14 protein-coding genes are annotated in these 15,693 nt (G+C 61.8%); 4 read left to right on the plus strand and 10 right to left on the minus strand.

Going from position 1 to position 15,693, the window contains the following annotated elements; genetic code table 11:
- Positions 1 to 357 precede the first annotated feature (357 nt).
- Positions 358 to 528: a YfgG family protein gene (locus tag PUP35_RS16195; protein ID WP_008501648.1), complete on the plus strand. Its 171-nt coding sequence runs from the start codon at positions 358 to 360 to the stop codon at positions 526 to 528.
- On the opposite strand, the gene PUP35_RS16200 is transcribed toward PUP35_RS16195, so the two are convergent.
- Positions 525 to 1,415 carry a LysR family transcriptional regulator gene (locus PUP35_RS16200; protein ID WP_115875979.1) on the minus strand — a complete coding sequence of 297 codons (891 nt, stop codon included), beginning with the start codon at positions 1,413 to 1,415 and terminating at the stop codon, positions 525 to 527. The two genes, PUP35_RS16195 and PUP35_RS16200, sit on opposite strands and share 4 nt — an antisense overlap.
- A gap of 97 nt (positions 1,416 to 1,512) precedes the next feature.
- Here PUP35_RS16200 and PUP35_RS16205 point away from each other — a divergent pair, with 97 nt between their 5' ends.
- The 3 genes from PUP35_RS16205 to PUP35_RS16215 are packed head-to-tail and all read left to right on the plus strand — an operon-like array spanning position 1,513 to position 4,016.
- Positions 1,513 to 2,742 carry an MFS transporter gene (locus tag PUP35_RS16205; protein WP_271368341.1) on the plus strand — a complete coding sequence of 410 codons (1,230 nt, stop codon included), beginning with the start codon at positions 1,513 to 1,515 and terminating at the stop codon, positions 2,740 to 2,742.
- Between the two features lie 51 nt (positions 2,743 to 2,793).
- Entirely contained in the window at positions 2,794 to 3,261 is a 468-nt protein-coding gene (locus PUP35_RS16210; RefSeq protein WP_111965171.1) for a DUF6130 family protein, read from the plus strand.
- A gap of 11 nt (positions 3,262 to 3,272) precedes the next feature.
- Complete coding sequence (locus PUP35_RS16215) at positions 3,273 to 4,016, plus strand: alpha/beta fold hydrolase (RefSeq protein WP_274240584.1); 744 nt, start codon at positions 3,273 to 3,275, stop codon at positions 4,014 to 4,016.
- A 54-nt stretch (positions 4,017 to 4,070) separates the two neighbouring features.
- On the opposite strand, the gene iolB is transcribed toward PUP35_RS16215, so the two are convergent.
- The 9 genes from iolB to iolD form a co-directional block, all read right to left on the minus strand.
- Positions 4,071 to 4,895 carry a 5-deoxy-glucuronate isomerase gene (gene iolB, locus PUP35_RS16220; RefSeq protein ID WP_274240587.1) on the minus strand — a complete coding sequence of 275 codons (825 nt, stop codon included), beginning with the start codon at positions 4,893 to 4,895 and terminating at the stop codon, positions 4,071 to 4,073.
- A gap of 9 nt (positions 4,896 to 4,904) precedes the next feature.
- Positions 4,905 to 5,795 (minus strand): myo-inosose-2 dehydratase, encoded by an 891-nt coding sequence (gene iolE / locus PUP35_RS16225; RefSeq protein WP_127731929.1) that lies wholly within the window; start codon positions 5,793 to 5,795, stop codon positions 4,905 to 4,907.
- 11 nt (positions 5,796 to 5,806) lie between these two features.
- Positions 5,807 to 7,711, minus strand: a complete 1,905-nt coding sequence (locus tag PUP35_RS16230; protein WP_274240590.1) for a bifunctional 5-dehydro-2-deoxygluconokinase/5-dehydro-2-deoxyphosphogluconate aldolase — start codon at positions 7,709 to 7,711, stop codon at positions 5,807 to 5,809.
- Between the two features lie 12 nt (positions 7,712 to 7,723).
- Positions 7,724 to 8,857, minus strand: coding sequence for a Gfo/Idh/MocA family protein (locus PUP35_RS16235; RefSeq protein WP_274240591.1), 1,134 nt, complete (start codon positions 8,855 to 8,857; stop codon positions 7,724 to 7,726).
- Positions 8,858 to 8,865: 8 nt separating this feature from the next.
- Positions 8,866 to 9,894 (minus strand): ABC transporter permease, encoded by a 1,029-nt coding sequence (locus PUP35_RS16240; RefSeq protein ID WP_008502116.1) that lies wholly within the window; start codon positions 9,892 to 9,894, stop codon positions 8,866 to 8,868.
- Between the two features lie 11 nt (positions 9,895 to 9,905).
- Positions 9,906 to 11,453, minus strand: coding sequence for a sugar ABC transporter ATP-binding protein (locus PUP35_RS16245; RefSeq protein WP_274240594.1), 1,548 nt, complete (start codon positions 11,451 to 11,453; stop codon positions 9,906 to 9,908).
- Positions 11,454 to 11,507: 54 nt separating this feature from the next.
- Complete coding sequence (locus PUP35_RS16250) at positions 11,508 to 12,437, minus strand: sugar ABC transporter substrate-binding protein (protein WP_008502118.1); 930 nt, start codon at positions 12,435 to 12,437, stop codon at positions 11,508 to 11,510.
- 31 nt (positions 12,438 to 12,468) lie between these two features.
- Positions 12,469 to 13,455: an inositol 2-dehydrogenase gene (iolG, locus tag PUP35_RS16255; protein WP_274240597.1), complete on the minus strand. Its 987-nt coding sequence runs from the start codon at positions 13,453 to 13,455 to the stop codon at positions 12,469 to 12,471.
- A 304-nt stretch (positions 13,456 to 13,759) separates the two neighbouring features.
- Positions 13,760 to 15,685, minus strand: a complete 1,926-nt coding sequence (iolD, locus tag PUP35_RS16260; protein ID WP_274240599.1) for a 3D-(3,5/4)-trihydroxycyclohexane-1,2-dione acylhydrolase (decyclizing) — start codon at positions 15,683 to 15,685, stop codon at positions 13,760 to 13,762.
- Between the last annotated feature and the right edge of the window lie 8 nt (positions 15,686 to 15,693).

A 15,693-nucleotide genomic window follows, 5' to 3' on the forward strand; every position in this document is an offset into this window, starting at 1 on the left:
ACCCCTTTCGCTCCAGAGGGAAAATAAAGACAGGCATCCAACCTGACGTACGCGCCGCCCGGCGGCGTGCGGGGCGAACTGTGTGGAGGAAGGATTTTAAATATAAGGGCCGGGAATCCGTTGACTTAAATCAAACTACTTTACGCAAATTACTCTTTGTGGCGTTTTTTTTGAAATAATTTTCTTCATATTATCAATATGGTAAATGCATTAATTAAATTCAATAACATTAATTAATGTATACATTGACGGTTATTTACACACTGCAGAATTGACCCCTTCTTCCCGCTGTGCCTTAATATCCTTATCGCCCAAAAGGGCTTACCCAGGATAAACAGAGTGAGTCAGGTCACGCGTATGCGCAAACGACATCGATTTAACACCCGAATGACCCGCATCATACTGCTCATCAGCTTTCTGTTTTTCTTTGGCCGCTTCGTTTACTCCTCGATTGGCGCCTGGTACCACCATCAGGACAAAACCCAGTCGCAGCAATCCAGCCTCACCGTCGACACCGCTGACCGCTAAACCGCCGAAGGATGCTGCACGAGCCGAATAATGGCCGCTATCCCTTTGCTGAGGATTTTATCCTGTCGCATCACCACCGCCAGCTGCCGCTGCAGCATGGGCGTAAGCGACATCACGCATAGCCCTTCGCGATCGCCATCCTGTTCTACCGCCATTCGGGGCACGATGCTGTAGCCCAGTCCCGCGCGAACCATGCGTTTGATCGCCTCGATGCTGCCAAGCTGCATCACCGGTGCGATCGTTAATCCATTAGCCGCAAACCAGCCATCGATCAGCGTCCGGGTTCCGCTACCTGATTCAAAGGCAATCAGCGGCTGAGCGTGCAGCGCATCCGGGGTAAAGTCTCTGAAAACATCCTTCAGCTCCGGCGAGGCGATAAAAACAAACTCTTCGTCCATCACCGGCATGACGTCCAACGCCTTGCCACTCACCGGCAGCGTGACCAGCCCCATATCGAGACGGTTCTCTTCGATGGCCCTGACGATATCGCGGGTGTTGCCCGTCGTCACCCCCACGTTCAGGAGCGGATAGTCGCGTCGTAGCTGCTCCAGCAGAGGTGGCAGAAAATGAATGCAGGCCGTTGCCCCCGTGCCAAGCGTAATAGTGCCGCTCACATCGTGGCTGAATGCGCTCACCGACCGAATGGCGTCATCCACCACCTGCTGAATACGCTCCCCATGCGCCAGCAATGCCTCTCCGGCTGCCGTCGCCTTTATCCCTCGCCCGGTACGCTCCACCAGCCGCGTTTGCAGAAACTGCTCCAGCTGGCGTATTTGCAGGCTGACGGCGGGCTGGGAGATACCCAGCACATCCGCTGCTGCTGAAAAGCTGCCGCGCTGGATCACCAGACGGAAGGTGGCGAGATAGCCCAGATTAAGCGTCGTCATTCAAAGTTTCTCTTATACCGCGCATAAGGTTGCAGCCCTGCCAGCACAATACCGCGCCCGTTATGCTCAGGACAACTGCATAGCGGAATGAAAAATAATGGAAACACCTGCCCTGCCACGCCGCCTCGCCCTCACAGCCGGATGTAATCAACTCATCAACTGGGGGATCTCGTTTTATATGCCGGGCACCTTTGCGCTGGCCATTTCAGCCGACCGTGGATGGTCTTCACCGCAGATTTACCTCGGCCTGACGCTGGCGATGCTGGTGATGGCGGCGGTATCCCCTTTTATAGCCCGCCTGCTGGCATGCTTTGGCGGTCAGACGGTGGTGATGAGCGGAACGTTGCTGATCGCCGCAAGCTGCGCAGGGATGGCGTATACCCAGACGCTTTTTGGCTGGTACTGTGCCTGGCTGGTCGCCGGCACAGGCATGCGCCTGTCGCTTTACGATGCGCTGTTCGCCGCGCTGGTGAACCTCTACGGGCAGCAGGCGCGCAGAACAATCTCACGCGTCACGCTGGCGGGCGGACTGGCCTCCGCCGTCTTCTGGCCGCTGGGCGATGCTCTGCTTCAGGTTATGCGCTGGCAGGACGCGCTGCGCGTCTATGCTCTGCTCGGCCTGCTGAGCGCGGCGCTGATAAGAACGCTTCCCCGTCAGCGGCGAACGATTACGACAAAGCTCACCTCGCCGCCTTTGAGCAACGAGCGGCGTAACGGCTGGCTTTATGCCATCTTCATTGCCCTCATTACCTTTGTTTCGAACGGCACGTCCACCCATCTGCCGGAGTTTATTGCCCACTTCGGTCTGCCTGTCGCCATCGGCATGCTGTGGGGGATCGGCCAGACGGGTGCTCGCTCGCTGGAAGTGCTGGCGGGCGCCCGCTTAACCCCCTTCAAACTCACGCTTTTTACCGCGCTCGCCATGCCGCTCTGCTTTCTGGTTGGGCTAAGCAGTTCCCAGTTTGTCTGGTGCGCGGCCGGATTTGTGTTGGGTTACGGTGCCATCAACGGGCTGGTCACCATCGTGAAAGCCACGCTGCCGCTGGAACTGTTTAACACCGAAAGCTATGCCCGCCGTACGGGCATGCTGCTTATCCCGGGCCAACTTATGGCCGCAGCCTCACCGTTTGCCTATGCGTGGCTGAACAAAACGCTGGGGATCGCTGGCGCAATGGGGGTGTCGACGGGGCTGACGCTGGTGATTGCCGGGCTGGCGATAGCGATCGTGCGCTGTCCCGGGAAGCAAACTGTATCGCACTGTATCCAGAGCGCCACGCTGACAAACGGGTACAAAACGCCGCCTCCGGCAAATATCTCCGATACATAAAAATGGTTTTCTTTCCCTGTCGCCATTCAGAACCGATGAGGAGAGAGACCGATGACCCGTCGTTATGCACTTATCACCCTGCTTATCCTGGCATCTGTAGCCCATGCCCAGGCCACGCCGCTGGACAACCTGAGCGCCGGGGACGTTAACGGCCCCGCCGCCGTTGCCCCGCTGGCGCAGCCGCAACCACCCGCAAAGCTGATCGTCGATCCCCCGCTTGCCGGGCCGCTGAGCAAAGGCGCGGTGTTTATACAGTACCGTGCCGAAAACCTGCGCATCGAGCCGGTATTCGGACCTGAAGCGCTCAAGGTCACTCCGCGCATCGGGCACATTCACGTGGTGGTGGATGACGCGCCGTGGCACTGGGCTGACGCCAGCGGAGAGCCGGTAATTCTGGTGGGGCTGCCCGCAGGGAAACACAAGGTGACGATTATTCTGGCCGACCCGACGCACAAGCCGCTCGACCGCAAAACCATCGAATTCACCGTACCACCCCACGCGGCGGTCCACCACTTTTAAGGAGTCTCAAGATGAAAGCACTGACTGTACTAACGGCAGGCCTGCTGGCGCTTTCCGCCAGCGCCTTTGCACAGGGTAAAACCAGCGTCGTGCTGGTTCACGGCGCGTTTGCCGACGGCAGCAGCTGGAATAAGGTGATTGCCCTGTTGCAGAAGCAGCACGCCGAGGTCATTGCCGTCCAGCTCCCGCTCACGTCGCTCAACGATGACGTTGCCGCCACAAAGCGGGCCATCGCCCGCGCGCAGGGTGACGTAGTGCTGGTGGGCCACTCCTGGGGCGGCACCGTGATTAGCGAGGCGGGAAACGATGCGCGGGTTAAATCGCTGGTGTACGTGGCGGCGTTCGCCCCGGATTCCGGCCAGTCGACGGCGGATCTGGCAGGAAGCTACCCTGCGCCGCCGGGTAGCGCGGGCATTGCCAAAACGGCGGACGGCTATTTATACCTGCCGACGGACGCCGTCAGGAAGGATTTCGCGCCTGACGTGAAGCCAGCCATTCAAGATACGATTGCAGCCACGCAGGGGCCAATTAAGGCTGAGGCGTTTGGTGAAAAAGTCGTCCACGCGGCGTGGCATGACAAACCGAGCTGGTATGTGGTTAGCAAGAATGACCGAATGATCAACCCCGATCTTGAACGGGCGATGGCGAAGACGATCCACGCGAAAACCACCGAGGTGGCGGCAAGCCACGTATCGATGGTGAGCCAGCCGCAGATCGTTGCCCGGACGATTGAGCAGGCGATTGAAGCAAAATAATATTTTGTAAATTGTAGGCCGGGTAAGCGCAGCGCCACCCGGCAAAAAATAGCCTCAGTGCCCGCTATCCCCGGGATAATCGCGATTAATCCACGCGTGATCCTCCTCCCAGGTGAACATCCATTTGCGCACCGGCCCGGCCATCACGTTGAGGTAGTAGCTGTCATATCCGGCCATCGTCGCCACCGGGTGATAGCCCTTCGGCACCATGACCACGTCACGGTTATAGACCGCCATACACTCATCCAGCGTTCTGTCGTCGGTGTAGACGCGCTGCATGCAGAACCCCTGCTCCGGGTTGAGGCGATGGTAGTAGGTCTCCTCCAGATACGTCTCCTGCGGCGGGTTATCCGTGTCATGCTTGTGGCTCGGGTACGAGCTGGTGCAGCCCTCGTTAGTCCAGACCTCCACCACCAGCAGGCTGTCGGCGGGCTTGTCTTCCGGCAGAATATTGTGCACGTAGCGCTGGTTGCGGCTCTTACCGCGCGCTTCGCCGTCGATATCCTGCGGCGCAATCAGCCGCGTCGGATACGTGCCCTTGCCAGGCGCGGCGCAGACCGCCAGCTCCAGCGTCGTCAGCGCCTTCACCTGCACCGTCTCCTGCGGGGTGACGTACACCGCCCACGGCTTGATGCGCTCGAACGGGCTCATCCGCCCGCCAATGTCGGTAAACTGCGCGGAGGGCGTGCTGATGGAGGCGCGTCCGGCGACCAGCACCAGACAGCGCTCTTCGCTGACGGCGGTCAGCGTCAGCGTCTGCCCCTCCTGCAGCTCATACGCCTCAAAGCCGACGTACCCCCACCCTGCGCTTTCCGGCGTGACGGACTGGGTGCGTCCCTCCGCGTTCGGCTGTTGCCAGCGTGATAGCAAACGTGACATGTCGCCTCCTCAGATAAGCCCGGCGTCGCGCGCCAGGCGGCTCAGGTTGTTGTACCCCAGACGGGCGTAGGTAAGCGGATGGGCAATGGCCGGATCCTGCTCCGCCTCGACCACCAGCCAGCCGTGATAGTCCTGCGCCTTCAGCAGCTGCATAATCGGCGGATAATCCACGCAGCCGTCGCCCGGCACCGTAAACACGCCGCTCAGTACCGCATCAAGGAAGCTGGTTTTACGGTTTTTCACGTCCGCCAGCACGTCGGCACGCACGTCTTTGCAGTGAACGTGGTTGATGCGCGACGCCCAGCGCTGCGCCACCGCCAGCGGATCGGCCCCGGCAAAGGTCAGATGGCCGGTATCGAGCAGTAGCCCCACCGCGTCGCCGGTGTGGGTCATCAGGTTGTCCACGTCGTCGGCGGACTCAATCACCGTGCCCATATGGTGATGATAGGCAATCTGCACGCCCTGCTGCTGGGTGTAGCGGGCAAATTCGGTAAGCTTCTCACCGTACTCCTTCCAGCGTGACTGCGGGAAGCGCGGGCGCAGATGCACCGGGGTCTGCTGCTCGCCGTGAATGCAGCCGCTCACTTCCGCAAAGACCAGCACCTTCGCCCCCAGCTCGCGCAGCAGCGCCAGGTGGGACTGCACGGCGGCGATCTCCTCCTCCACGCTGCGCTCCAGCAGGCGGCCGGAATACCAGCCGGAGACCAGCTGCAGGTCGTGGCGCTGCAGGATGGGGCCGAGCAGGCGCGCTTCGCGCGGGAACTTATTGCCCAGCTCGAAGCCGGCGAAACCGGCCTCTTTACCTTCACTCAGGCAGGTCTCCAGCGACGTCTCTGCGCCCAGAGAAGGCAGATCGTCGTTCGTCCACGTCAGCGGGTTAATGCCCAGTTGTACACTCATTGTCTTCTCCATTATGCGTGTCCGCGCTCGCGCCACCAGGCGATAAGCTGCAGGTAGTTGTCCCGGATGCGCGCCACCAGATGCGCATCGTCAATATCGTGTTTCAGCCACGCGCGGGAGGCATCGCCGAACAGCGTGCGCCCTACGGCGAAGCCTTTAACCAGCGGCTGCCCCGCTGCGGCTTTAAAGTCAGCGCGCAGCTGTTCCGCCGGGGCGTCCAGGCCGAGGATCACCACCCCGCGGCAGTGCGGGTCCCGGCGTTCGATAATCTCGCTCAGTGCCGTCCAGCCCTCGGCGGAAAGCGGCGGCAGCTTCCACCAGTCCGGGTAAATGCCGAGGTTGTAGAAGCGGGAGATGGCGCGCAGGTAGAGCTCGTCGCTGCGCGGCATGGTCGCAGGCAGGATCACCTCCAGCAGCAGCTCGTGCCCGGACTGGCAGCAGGCGTGGTACACCTCAGCGATTTTCTGCTCCTGCTCCAGGCGCAGGCCGTGGGCATCTTCCGGGTGGAAAAAGACCAGGCACTTCACCACGTGCTCCTGCGGCCAGCTGATAAGCTGGGTGCCGATGTTGCCGTGCTCCATCTCCAGCGGACGCGAGCCAGGCAGCTCAATGGGGCGACCAATCCACCACCCCTCGCCGGTGATGGCGTTCAGCGCGTCCTGTCCAAAGGTGCCGTCGCACAGCAGGCCGGCTTTGCCCTCCAGCCCGGCCCGGCTCGCCGCCTCGCGGCTGGCCTGCAGGATCAGCTGCTTGAGGGCAGGAATACGCTTAAGCGACGCGCCGCACTGCATCGCCATATCCTCAAGCTGGCTGCGGTGGTCGAAGGCCATCACGCACAGCTCCGGCCACTCGCGGCGGCGGGTGGTCACCCGGTGGAGATGGTTAAGACGCGGGTCGAGATCCGGGCGCGGCACATCTGCAGCGCGCGAAAGATAGTCATCCAGCTCGATTTTGCTCGGCATCGCCGGGGCGCAGCCGTGGCGCGAGACCACCAGCGCGCCGCAGGCGTTGGCGTAGCGGCACGCCTGCTCCCAGCCCTCGTCGTTCAGATAGCCGCGCAGCAGGCCGGACATAAACGCGTCCCCCGCGCCGAGGACGTTCAGCACCTCCACGCGCACGCCGGTCACCGTCAGGCCGTCGTCCAGCCGGGGCGGAATGGCGTCGGTATAGACCGAGCAGCCGAGCGCGCCGCGTTTGCAGACCAGGGTGGCCTGACTCACGGCACGCACCTGCCCCAGCGCCTGCAGGGTATCCGTGCTGCCGCCCGCAATGTGAAACTCCTCCTCGGTGCCGACAATGACGTCGAAGAGGTGCAGTACCTCCTGCAGCTCGCGGGTGACCTTATCGGCGGCGATAAAGCGCGTTTCGCCGTCGCCTAAGGCGGTGAGCCCCCACAGCACCGGACGGTAGTCAATGTCCAGCACCGTCCGGACGCCGTGACGGCTGGCATAGCCCAGCGCCGTCAGCACCGCCTCGCGGGTCTGCGGATGAGAAAGGTGGGTCCCGGTGATGGCAAGACACCGTGCGGAGGCAATGTAGCTTTCGTCCACATCGCTGGCCGTAATGGCCATATCCGCGCAGTTATCGCGATAAAAAATCAGAGGAAAGGTGTCCCGGTCTTTAATGCCGAGTAGCACCAGCGCCGTGAGGCGGTCTTTATCTGTAATCAGATGGCTGGTATCGCAGCCCACCTGGTTGAGCTCTTCGCGCAGGAAGCGGCCCATATGTTCATCGCCGACGCGCGCCAGCATCGACGAGCGCAGGCCCTGGCGCGCGGTGCCGTACGCCACGTTGCCGGACGAGCCGCCGAGGTATTTGGCGAAGCTCGACACATCCTCCAGACGGGCACCAATCTGCTGACTGTAGAGGTCTACCGCCACGCGGCCCATGCATATCACATCAAACTGCTTTTCCACGTTGATACCTCATCAGACAATGTCGTTCACGTTCAGCCAGCGGCCTTCCCGGTGCGAAAGCGCGATCGCGTCCAGCACGCGCGACACCTTCCAGCCCTCTTCGAAGTCCGGCCACATCGGCGCGTCGGCGGCAATCCCGTCCACCAGATCGCGCACCTCCACCGTTTTTTGATCGTTAAAGCCAATCCCGTGTCCTGCGCCCATGCAGAACGCGGCGTAGTCCGGGTGAGCGGGGCCGACGAGCAGCGTGCGGAACCCCTGACGGTTCACCGGATCGTCATGCCGATAGAGCTTCAGCTCCGCCATGCGCTCCTGGGTGAAGCTGATGGCGCCTTTCGTCCCGGTGATGACGTACGACAGCCCCATTTTGCGGCCGCAGGCGACACGGGAGGTTTCAATTACCCCCTGCGCCCCGCCCGCGAAGCGCACCATCGCGTGGGCCTGATCCTCGTTTTCGACGGCAATCATCTCCGACGCTCCGGCCTTCGCCGGGCGCTCCGGGACCACGATCTTCAGATCGCCGCAGACCTGCTCGATATCCCCCACCAGGTACTGAGCCATGTTGACGATATGCGCCGCCAGGTCGCCCAGCGCCCCCAGCCCGGCGGTCTCTTTAAAGCAGTGCCAGTGAATAGGCGACAGCGGGTCGGCCATATAGTCTTCGTTGTGGGTGCCGTAGAAGTGGATCACCTCGCCTATCTCGCCGCGGGCGATAATCTCTTTCGCCAGCTGCGCCGTCGGGTTCTTCATGTAGTTGAACCCCACCAGCGTTTTCACCCCGGCCCGCTTCGCGGCGTCAACCATCTCCCGCGCGTCGTGGGCGTTCAGCGCCAGCGGCTTCTCCGAGTAGACGTGCTTGCCGTGGCGGATCGCCTCCAGCGCCATCTCTTTATGCAGATGGTTAGGTGAGCAAATATCCACCACATCAATAGCCGGGTCGGCCACCAGCGCCCGCCAGTCGCCGGTGGAGCGGTTGAAGCCAAACGCCTGCGCGCGCTCTGCCGCCAGCTCCGGCGTGACTTCCGCCACCATCTCGCGCACCAGCCTGCCGCGCAGGTTGAACACCGTCGGGGCCTGGGCATAGGCGATAGCGTGCGCCTTGCCGATATACCCGGTGCCAATTAATCCAATACGAACCTCTTTCATCGTGATCCTCACAGTGCGCCGCGACGGCTCTTGGCGTAGGTGTCAAACGCCACCGCCAGAACGATAATTAATCCGGTGATAATCTGCTGGTAGTAGGCCGAGACGTTCATCAGCACCAGGCCGTTAATCAGAATCCCCATGATGATGGAGCCGATAATCGTGCCGCCGATGCGCCCGTAGCCGCCCATCAGCGAGGTACCGCCGATCACCACCGAGGCGATGACGCGCAGCTCAAAGGAGATCCCGGCCACCGCCTCGGCGCTCCCAAGACGCGCGCTCAGGATGAAGCCCGCCAGCCCCGCCAGGCAGCCAATCAGCACGTAGACGCTGACCAGCACGCGCTTGACGTTCACCCCCGCCAGGCGCGCCGCCTCCGGGTTACCGCCGATGGCGTAGACAAAGCGGCCCCAGCGGGTTTTATGCAGCGCCAGATAGCCGCCGAGGGCGACGATGGCGAAGATCCAGATCGGAATGGAGATGCCGAGCAGCTCCCCGCGCCCCCACCAGCGGTAGCCCTGATCGAAACCGGCAATCGGCGCGCCGTCGTTGATCACCAGCGTCAGGCCGCGCCAGATGGTCATCCCGCCGAGGGTCACGATGAACGGCGGCAGGCGCAGACGGGTTACGCCCAGACCGTGCAGGAAGCCAATCGCCGTGCCCATCGCCAGACAAATCCCCAGCCCAATCAGCCAGCTCATGCCGCCCCAGGCGTTCGGGTCGACGGTGGTGAAGTTGTCGCCCTTAATCACGTACGCCGCGGTCATGGCGCAGACCGCCAGAATGGAGCCGACGGAAAGGTCGATCCCGGCGGTCAGGATGACAAAGGTCATCCCCACGGCCATGATCCCGTAGATGGAGACTTCGGTCAGGATGTTGAAAATATTGCGTTCAGAGAAAAAATTGCTGTTCTGCGACTGAAAGAAGATCAGCAGCAGGATCATGAAAATCAGCACCCCGAAGCGCTCGAAGAAGGCGATGGGATCGATGCGTCCGGCGCGTTTGACCGGGGCCTGCGTTTTAGAAATCATCTGCGTCATGAGAAACTCCGTTATGCCGCGTTCAGGGCGTTGTGGTTGATGGCCATCATCGTCATCAGCCGTTCTTCGTTAGCGTCGTCACCTTGGATCTCGCCGGTCACTCGCCCTTCGCTCAGGGTGATGATCCGGTCTGACACCGCCATCACTTCAGGCAGATCGGAGGAGATCACGATCACCGCCACGCCCTTTTTCGCCATGTCAAACAGCACCTGGTGCACTTCTGATTTGGTCCCCACGTCAATGCCGCGCGTCGGCTCATCTACGATCAGCACCCGCGGGTTGAGTGCCATGCAGCGCGCGAGGATCACCTTTTGCTGGTTACCGCCGGAGAGCTTGCGCACCTCCTGCGCGCTGTTGACCATTTTGATCTGCAGCGCCTTGCGGTAGGACTCGATCAGGTCGTCCTCTTTGCGGGTATTCACGAACCAGCGCCACTGCAGCAGCGAGGAGAGGCAGGAGAGCGACAGGTTGTCGCGAATGGACAGCCCCAGCACCGCCCCCTCTTTTTTGCGGTCTTCCGGCACCAGCGCCACGCCCTGGTCGAGGGCATACAGCGGGTCACGCGGCTGGTAGGGCACGCCGTCCAGCTCAAAGCTGCCCGAGGTAAACGCGTCCGCGCCAAAGAGGCAGCGGGCCACCTCGGTGCGCCCGGCGCCCACCAGTCCGGCAATGCCTAAGACCTCCCCGGCGTGGACGTGGAAGCTGATGTCGTGCAGGGCGATGCCGTGCGGATCCAGCGGCGGCTTTTCGCGGCTCAGCCCCTTCACCGCCAGGCGGACGGGCTTGTCCTCATGATGCGTTTCGCTGGCGGGACGGCGATTAAAGGCCACGTCGCGCCCGACCATCAGGCGGATCAGCTGTTCGACGTTGGTCTCCGCCACCGCGCCGGTGCCGGTGAAACGGCCGTCCTGGAAAACGGTGAAGCGGTCGCAGAGCTGGAAAACTTCGTGCAGACGGTGGGTAACGTAAATAATGCTCACGCCACGGTTTTTAAGCTCGCGCACCACGCGGTGCAGGCTTTCCACCTCGCTGTCGCTCAGCGCGGCGGACGGTTCGTCCATAATGATTAGCCTGGCGTTGAGGGTCAGCGCCCGGGCGATCTCCACCATCTGCTGCTGGGCCACGCTCAGACGGGCGACCGGGGTGGTCGGCGCAACGTTCAGCTGCAGATAGTCGAGAATGACCTGCGCCTCCTGGTTTACCGCCTTTTCGTCGACGATCAGGTTACGTTTACGCGGCTCGCGCCCGAGAAACATGTTTTCCGCGACGGTCATGTTGGGCAGCAGGTTGAATTCCTGATAGATGGTGATAATGCCCTTGTTCTGCCGTTCCACCGGGGAGTCGTCCACCGGCAGCGTTTCGCCGTTGAACCAGATCTCCCCGCGGGTTTGCGGCTGCGCCCCCGCGAGCGCCTTCAGCAGCGTGGATTTACCCGCCCCGTTTTCCCCCAGCAGGGCGTGGATCTCGCCCGCGCCGACGGTCAGCTGGGCGCTGCTTAACGCCCAGACGCCGGAAAAGCTTTTTGCCAGGTCGGTCACTTTCAGTAAGGGTTGCGACATCGGTCTGCTCCTCCTTTAGAGTGAGCCGCCGCGCCAGCGACGGCTGCGGATAAATCAGTTACCGGCCTCACCGATACGCTCAGCCTGCTGCAGGTTCTCTTTGGTGATCAGCGTCGGCGGGTAGTCGGCCCCGGTGATGGCCTTCTTCTCGCGCACGTTGGCCACCAGCTGGCTCATCGCCGTCTGCACCGCAAAGCCCGGACGCTGGTCCGCCGTTACCGCCAGCCAGCCGTCGCGCACGCGGGCCAGCGCTTCCGGCACCGCGTCAAAGCCGGTGACCAGAATTTCACCCGGCTTCACGCCCTGGCTCTGCAGGGCTTCGATCGCCCCCAGCGCCATGTCGTCGTTGGCGGAGAGGATCACCTGCGGGCGTTTCGGCAGCGAGGGCAGCACGCTTTCCACGATGCGCATCCCTTCAGAACGCATCCAGTTGCCGGTCTGATCGGCGACGATCTTGTACTTATCGCCACCCGCCTTCAGGCTGTCGCGGATCCCTTTAGTGCGTTCGATGTTGGAGGAGGAGCCCGGCTGGCCGGTCAGCAGAATGATCTCCGCCCCGTCGGGGAATTTGGTTTTGACGAAGTCGCCAATCGCCTGGCCGCCTTTGTAGTTGTTGGCGCCAAAGTGCGGCACTTTCTTCTGGCTGTCGACGGAGCGGTCAAGGGTGACCACCGGCAGCTTCGCATCCTGAATTTCATCCACCGCGCTGGAGACCGCGTTCACGTCGTTAGGGGAGACGATAAAGCCCTGCGCCCCGCGGGTGATGGCGTTTTCCAGGTCAGCCACCTGCTTCGGTGAACTGCCCTGCCCGTCCAGCACCTGAAGCTTCACGCCCATCTCTTTTGCGGCTTTTACCGCCGTGCGCTGCATGTGAACTTCAAACGGCATGGCCAGGTTTGGCGTACTGAAAACAATTTGCTCGTTTTCGGCGAGAGCGGCCCCGGACGTCATGGCGATGAGGGCGGCTACGATCAGTTTTTTCATTATTATGTCTCTCTGTGTAGGGTTGTGGTGTTTAGAGGACGATCTCACGCTGGCTGCGCAGTGACTCCAGCGCTTTATCCGCAAGGTACAGCGCACGTTCACCATCATCGCCGCTGCAGTCAGGCACCGCTTCGCCGCGCAGGACCGCGACAAAGTGTTCCCATTCCGCGGCGTAAGCGGATTTGTAGCGCTGCAGGAAGAAGTGTTCCGGCAGCGCGCTGGTGCAGCCCTGTTTGCCGTAGTGCTGCACCTGGTTTTCCAGAATGTTGCCCGCGCACAGCAGCCCTTCGGAGCCGTGCAGCTCCAGGCGCTGGTCGTAGCCATACGAGGAGCGGCGGCTGTTGACGATGGTCGCCATCGCGCCGGAGGCGTATTTCAGGACGATAAACGCGGTATCGATGTCGCCTGCCTCGCCAATCGCCGGATCCACCAGGTTGCTGCCCTGGGCATACACCGACACCGGCTCTTCGCCCATGATGAAGCGGGCCATGTCAAAATCGTGAATGGTCATATCGCGGAACATGCCGCCGGAGACGCGCACGTACTCCGCAGGCGGTGGAGACGGGTCGCGGGAAACGATCAGCAGCGATTCCGGCTTGCCGATGCGCCCGGCCTGCACGTCGGTTTTCACGCGGCGGAACTGCGGGTCAAAGCGGCGGTTAAAGCCGATAAACAGCGGCACGTCGTACTCTTTGACCACCTTCAGGCAGTCGCGCACGCGGGCAAGGTCGAGGTGGACCGGCTTTTCGCAGAAGATGGCCTTGCCGTGGCGGGCGGCCATTTCAATCAGGTCCGCGTGGGTATCGGTCGCGGAGGCGATCAGCACGGCGTGAACGTTAGGGTCGGTCATCGCTTCAGTCAGGCTCTGCTGGCGGGCCTGATACTGCGTGGCGAGGCGGGTGGCAAATTCCTGATTCGGGTCAACCACGGACCAGAGCGTGGTCGCGCCGTGGCTGGCGATGTTAGCTGCATGTACCTGGCCAATTCGGCCAGCGCCCAGTAAAGCAATGTTAAACATAACGGCTCCCGGTGTTGGTGAATGCTGTGAACTAACGACCCTATAAATAAAACATTTATTTCATTTTTATAAATAGTGAAAATTATGTTTTTGAGTGCGGGTTAACACTTTTGAGATGAATGAGATAAATTTTGTTATCAATCTCACAACATAGGTGAACGTGCGGCAACTCCCCTCACCCCGGCCCTCTCCCTCAGGGAGAGGGAGTAAAAAACCACACCGAGCCGTCCCCTCTCCCTGAGGGAGAGGGTTAGGATGAGGGGAAAACAAAAATGAAATGAAAATTTCGTTACTTCGGGAAAACTCAATACTGACGGGCTTTTTTCACCTGCGACTGCGTTTGCTCCGCGGCCTCACGCACGGCAGACGACTCTGCCACCTGCGCATCACCGGTTCGCCACCAGGAGGCGTAGTCGTGGGTCATGGTCTTCGGCAGCACCTTGATGTCCAGCAGCGTCGGGCCAGGATGAGCGCGGGCCGCCTCAAGCGCCGCCAGCAGGCTTTGCTCGTCGTGCACCCGCCACGCGCGGCAGCCGTAGCTCTCCGCGTTTTGTGCGAAATCGACCTTCACCAGCGGCCCGTCAAGCCGCCCGGTTTCCGGGTTGCGATGGCGGTTTTCCGTGCCAAAGCTGCCCATGCCGTGCCCCATCTGCAGGTTGTTGATGCAGCCAAAGCTGGCGTTATCAAACAGCAGAACGGTGACCTTAATGCCCTCCTGAACGGCGGTTTGCAGCTCGGAGTGGAGCATCATGTAGGAGCCATCCCCCACCATGGCGTATACCGGCTGCTCGGGTCGGGCGAGCTTCGCGCCAATGGCTGCCGCAATCTCGTAGCCCATGCAGGAGTAGCCGTACTCCAGGTGATAGCTGTCCGGCGTTTTGACCTGCCAGAGGCGCTGTAAATCCCCCGGCAGCGAACCGGCCGCGCCCACCACGATGGCGTTATCTTCCACATGCTGGTTGATGAGCCCCAGCACCCGCGTCTGGGTCAGGCGGGTATTGAGCGCCTCGCCGTATTCCGCCAGCTGCGCGTCCAGGTGCCCCGCCACTTCGGGCGCGTCGTCAGGACGCCACTGGCGATCCCACAGGCGACGGCACTCGTCGCGCCAGGCGGATTTCGCCTCAGCGATCGCCTCTCCCCAGCCGCTGCGGTAACCACCAAGCGCGTGGGTCAATGCCTCGAGCCCGGTTTGAGCGTCGGCAATCAGCGCCTTGGCGTCCAGCTTCAGGGCGTCAAACTCGGCCACGTTCAGCAGCAGGAATTCCACGTCCGGATGGGAAAAGAGCGCCTTGGAGCCGGTGGTAAAGTCGGTCAGGCGTGTGCCGATGCCGATCACCAGGTCGGCCTGCGGCGCGAGCTGGTTGGCCGCCATCCCGCCCGTCACCCCTACGCCACCGAGGTTAAGTGGGTGGTCACTTACCAGCGCCCCCTTTCCGGCCTGGGTTTCGGCAAACGGCAGCTGCAGCGTCTCGACAAATTCGCGAAACGCCTCATGCGCGCCGGAATAGCGTACGCCGCCGCCGCACACCACCAGCGGGCGATGCTTGCGGGCGATCAGCGCCCGCGCCTGCGCCAGACGCTGCGGATCGGGCGGACGACGCTCGATGTGGTGCACGCGACGCGCGAAGAAGCTCAGCGGGTAATCCCACGCTTCCCCCTGCACGTCCTGCGGGAGGCAAATCGTCACCGCACCGGTATCTGCCGGGTCAGTAAGCGTTCGCATCGCGCTGAGCATCGCGCTCATGAGTTGCTCCGGGCGGTTAATGCGGTCCCAGTAGCGGGAGACCGGACGGAAGCAGTCGTTGGTGCTAATGCTGAGGTCGTGATACTGCTCAATCTGCTGCAGCACCGGGTCCGGCTGGCGGCTGGCGTAGATATCGCCCGGAAGCAGCAGCAGCGGGATGCGGTTCGCCGTGGCGGTTGCCGCCGCCGTAACCATATTGGCGGCACCCGGCCCGACGGAGGAGGTGACGGCAAAGATGCGCTGACGGCGGTGCTGTTTGGCGAATCCCGTCGCCATATGGGCAATGCCCTGCTCGTTGCAGCCCTGCATCACCTGCAGATGGCCCGGATCCTGCTCCAGCGCCTGGCCGATACCCAGCACGTTGCCGTGCCCAAAGATCGTCGCCACACCCTCCACGAAGGGCGTTTCGTTGCCATCCACGCTGACGTACTGTTGATTCAGGAACCGGACCAGCGCCTGGGCCATGGTCATACGTTCGGTTTGCATAAAATCTC

The organism is Enterobacter sp. S-33 (assembly GCF_028735835.1).
Lineage (GTDB): Bacteria > Pseudomonadota > Gammaproteobacteria > Enterobacterales > Enterobacteriaceae > Enterobacter > Enterobacter vonholyi.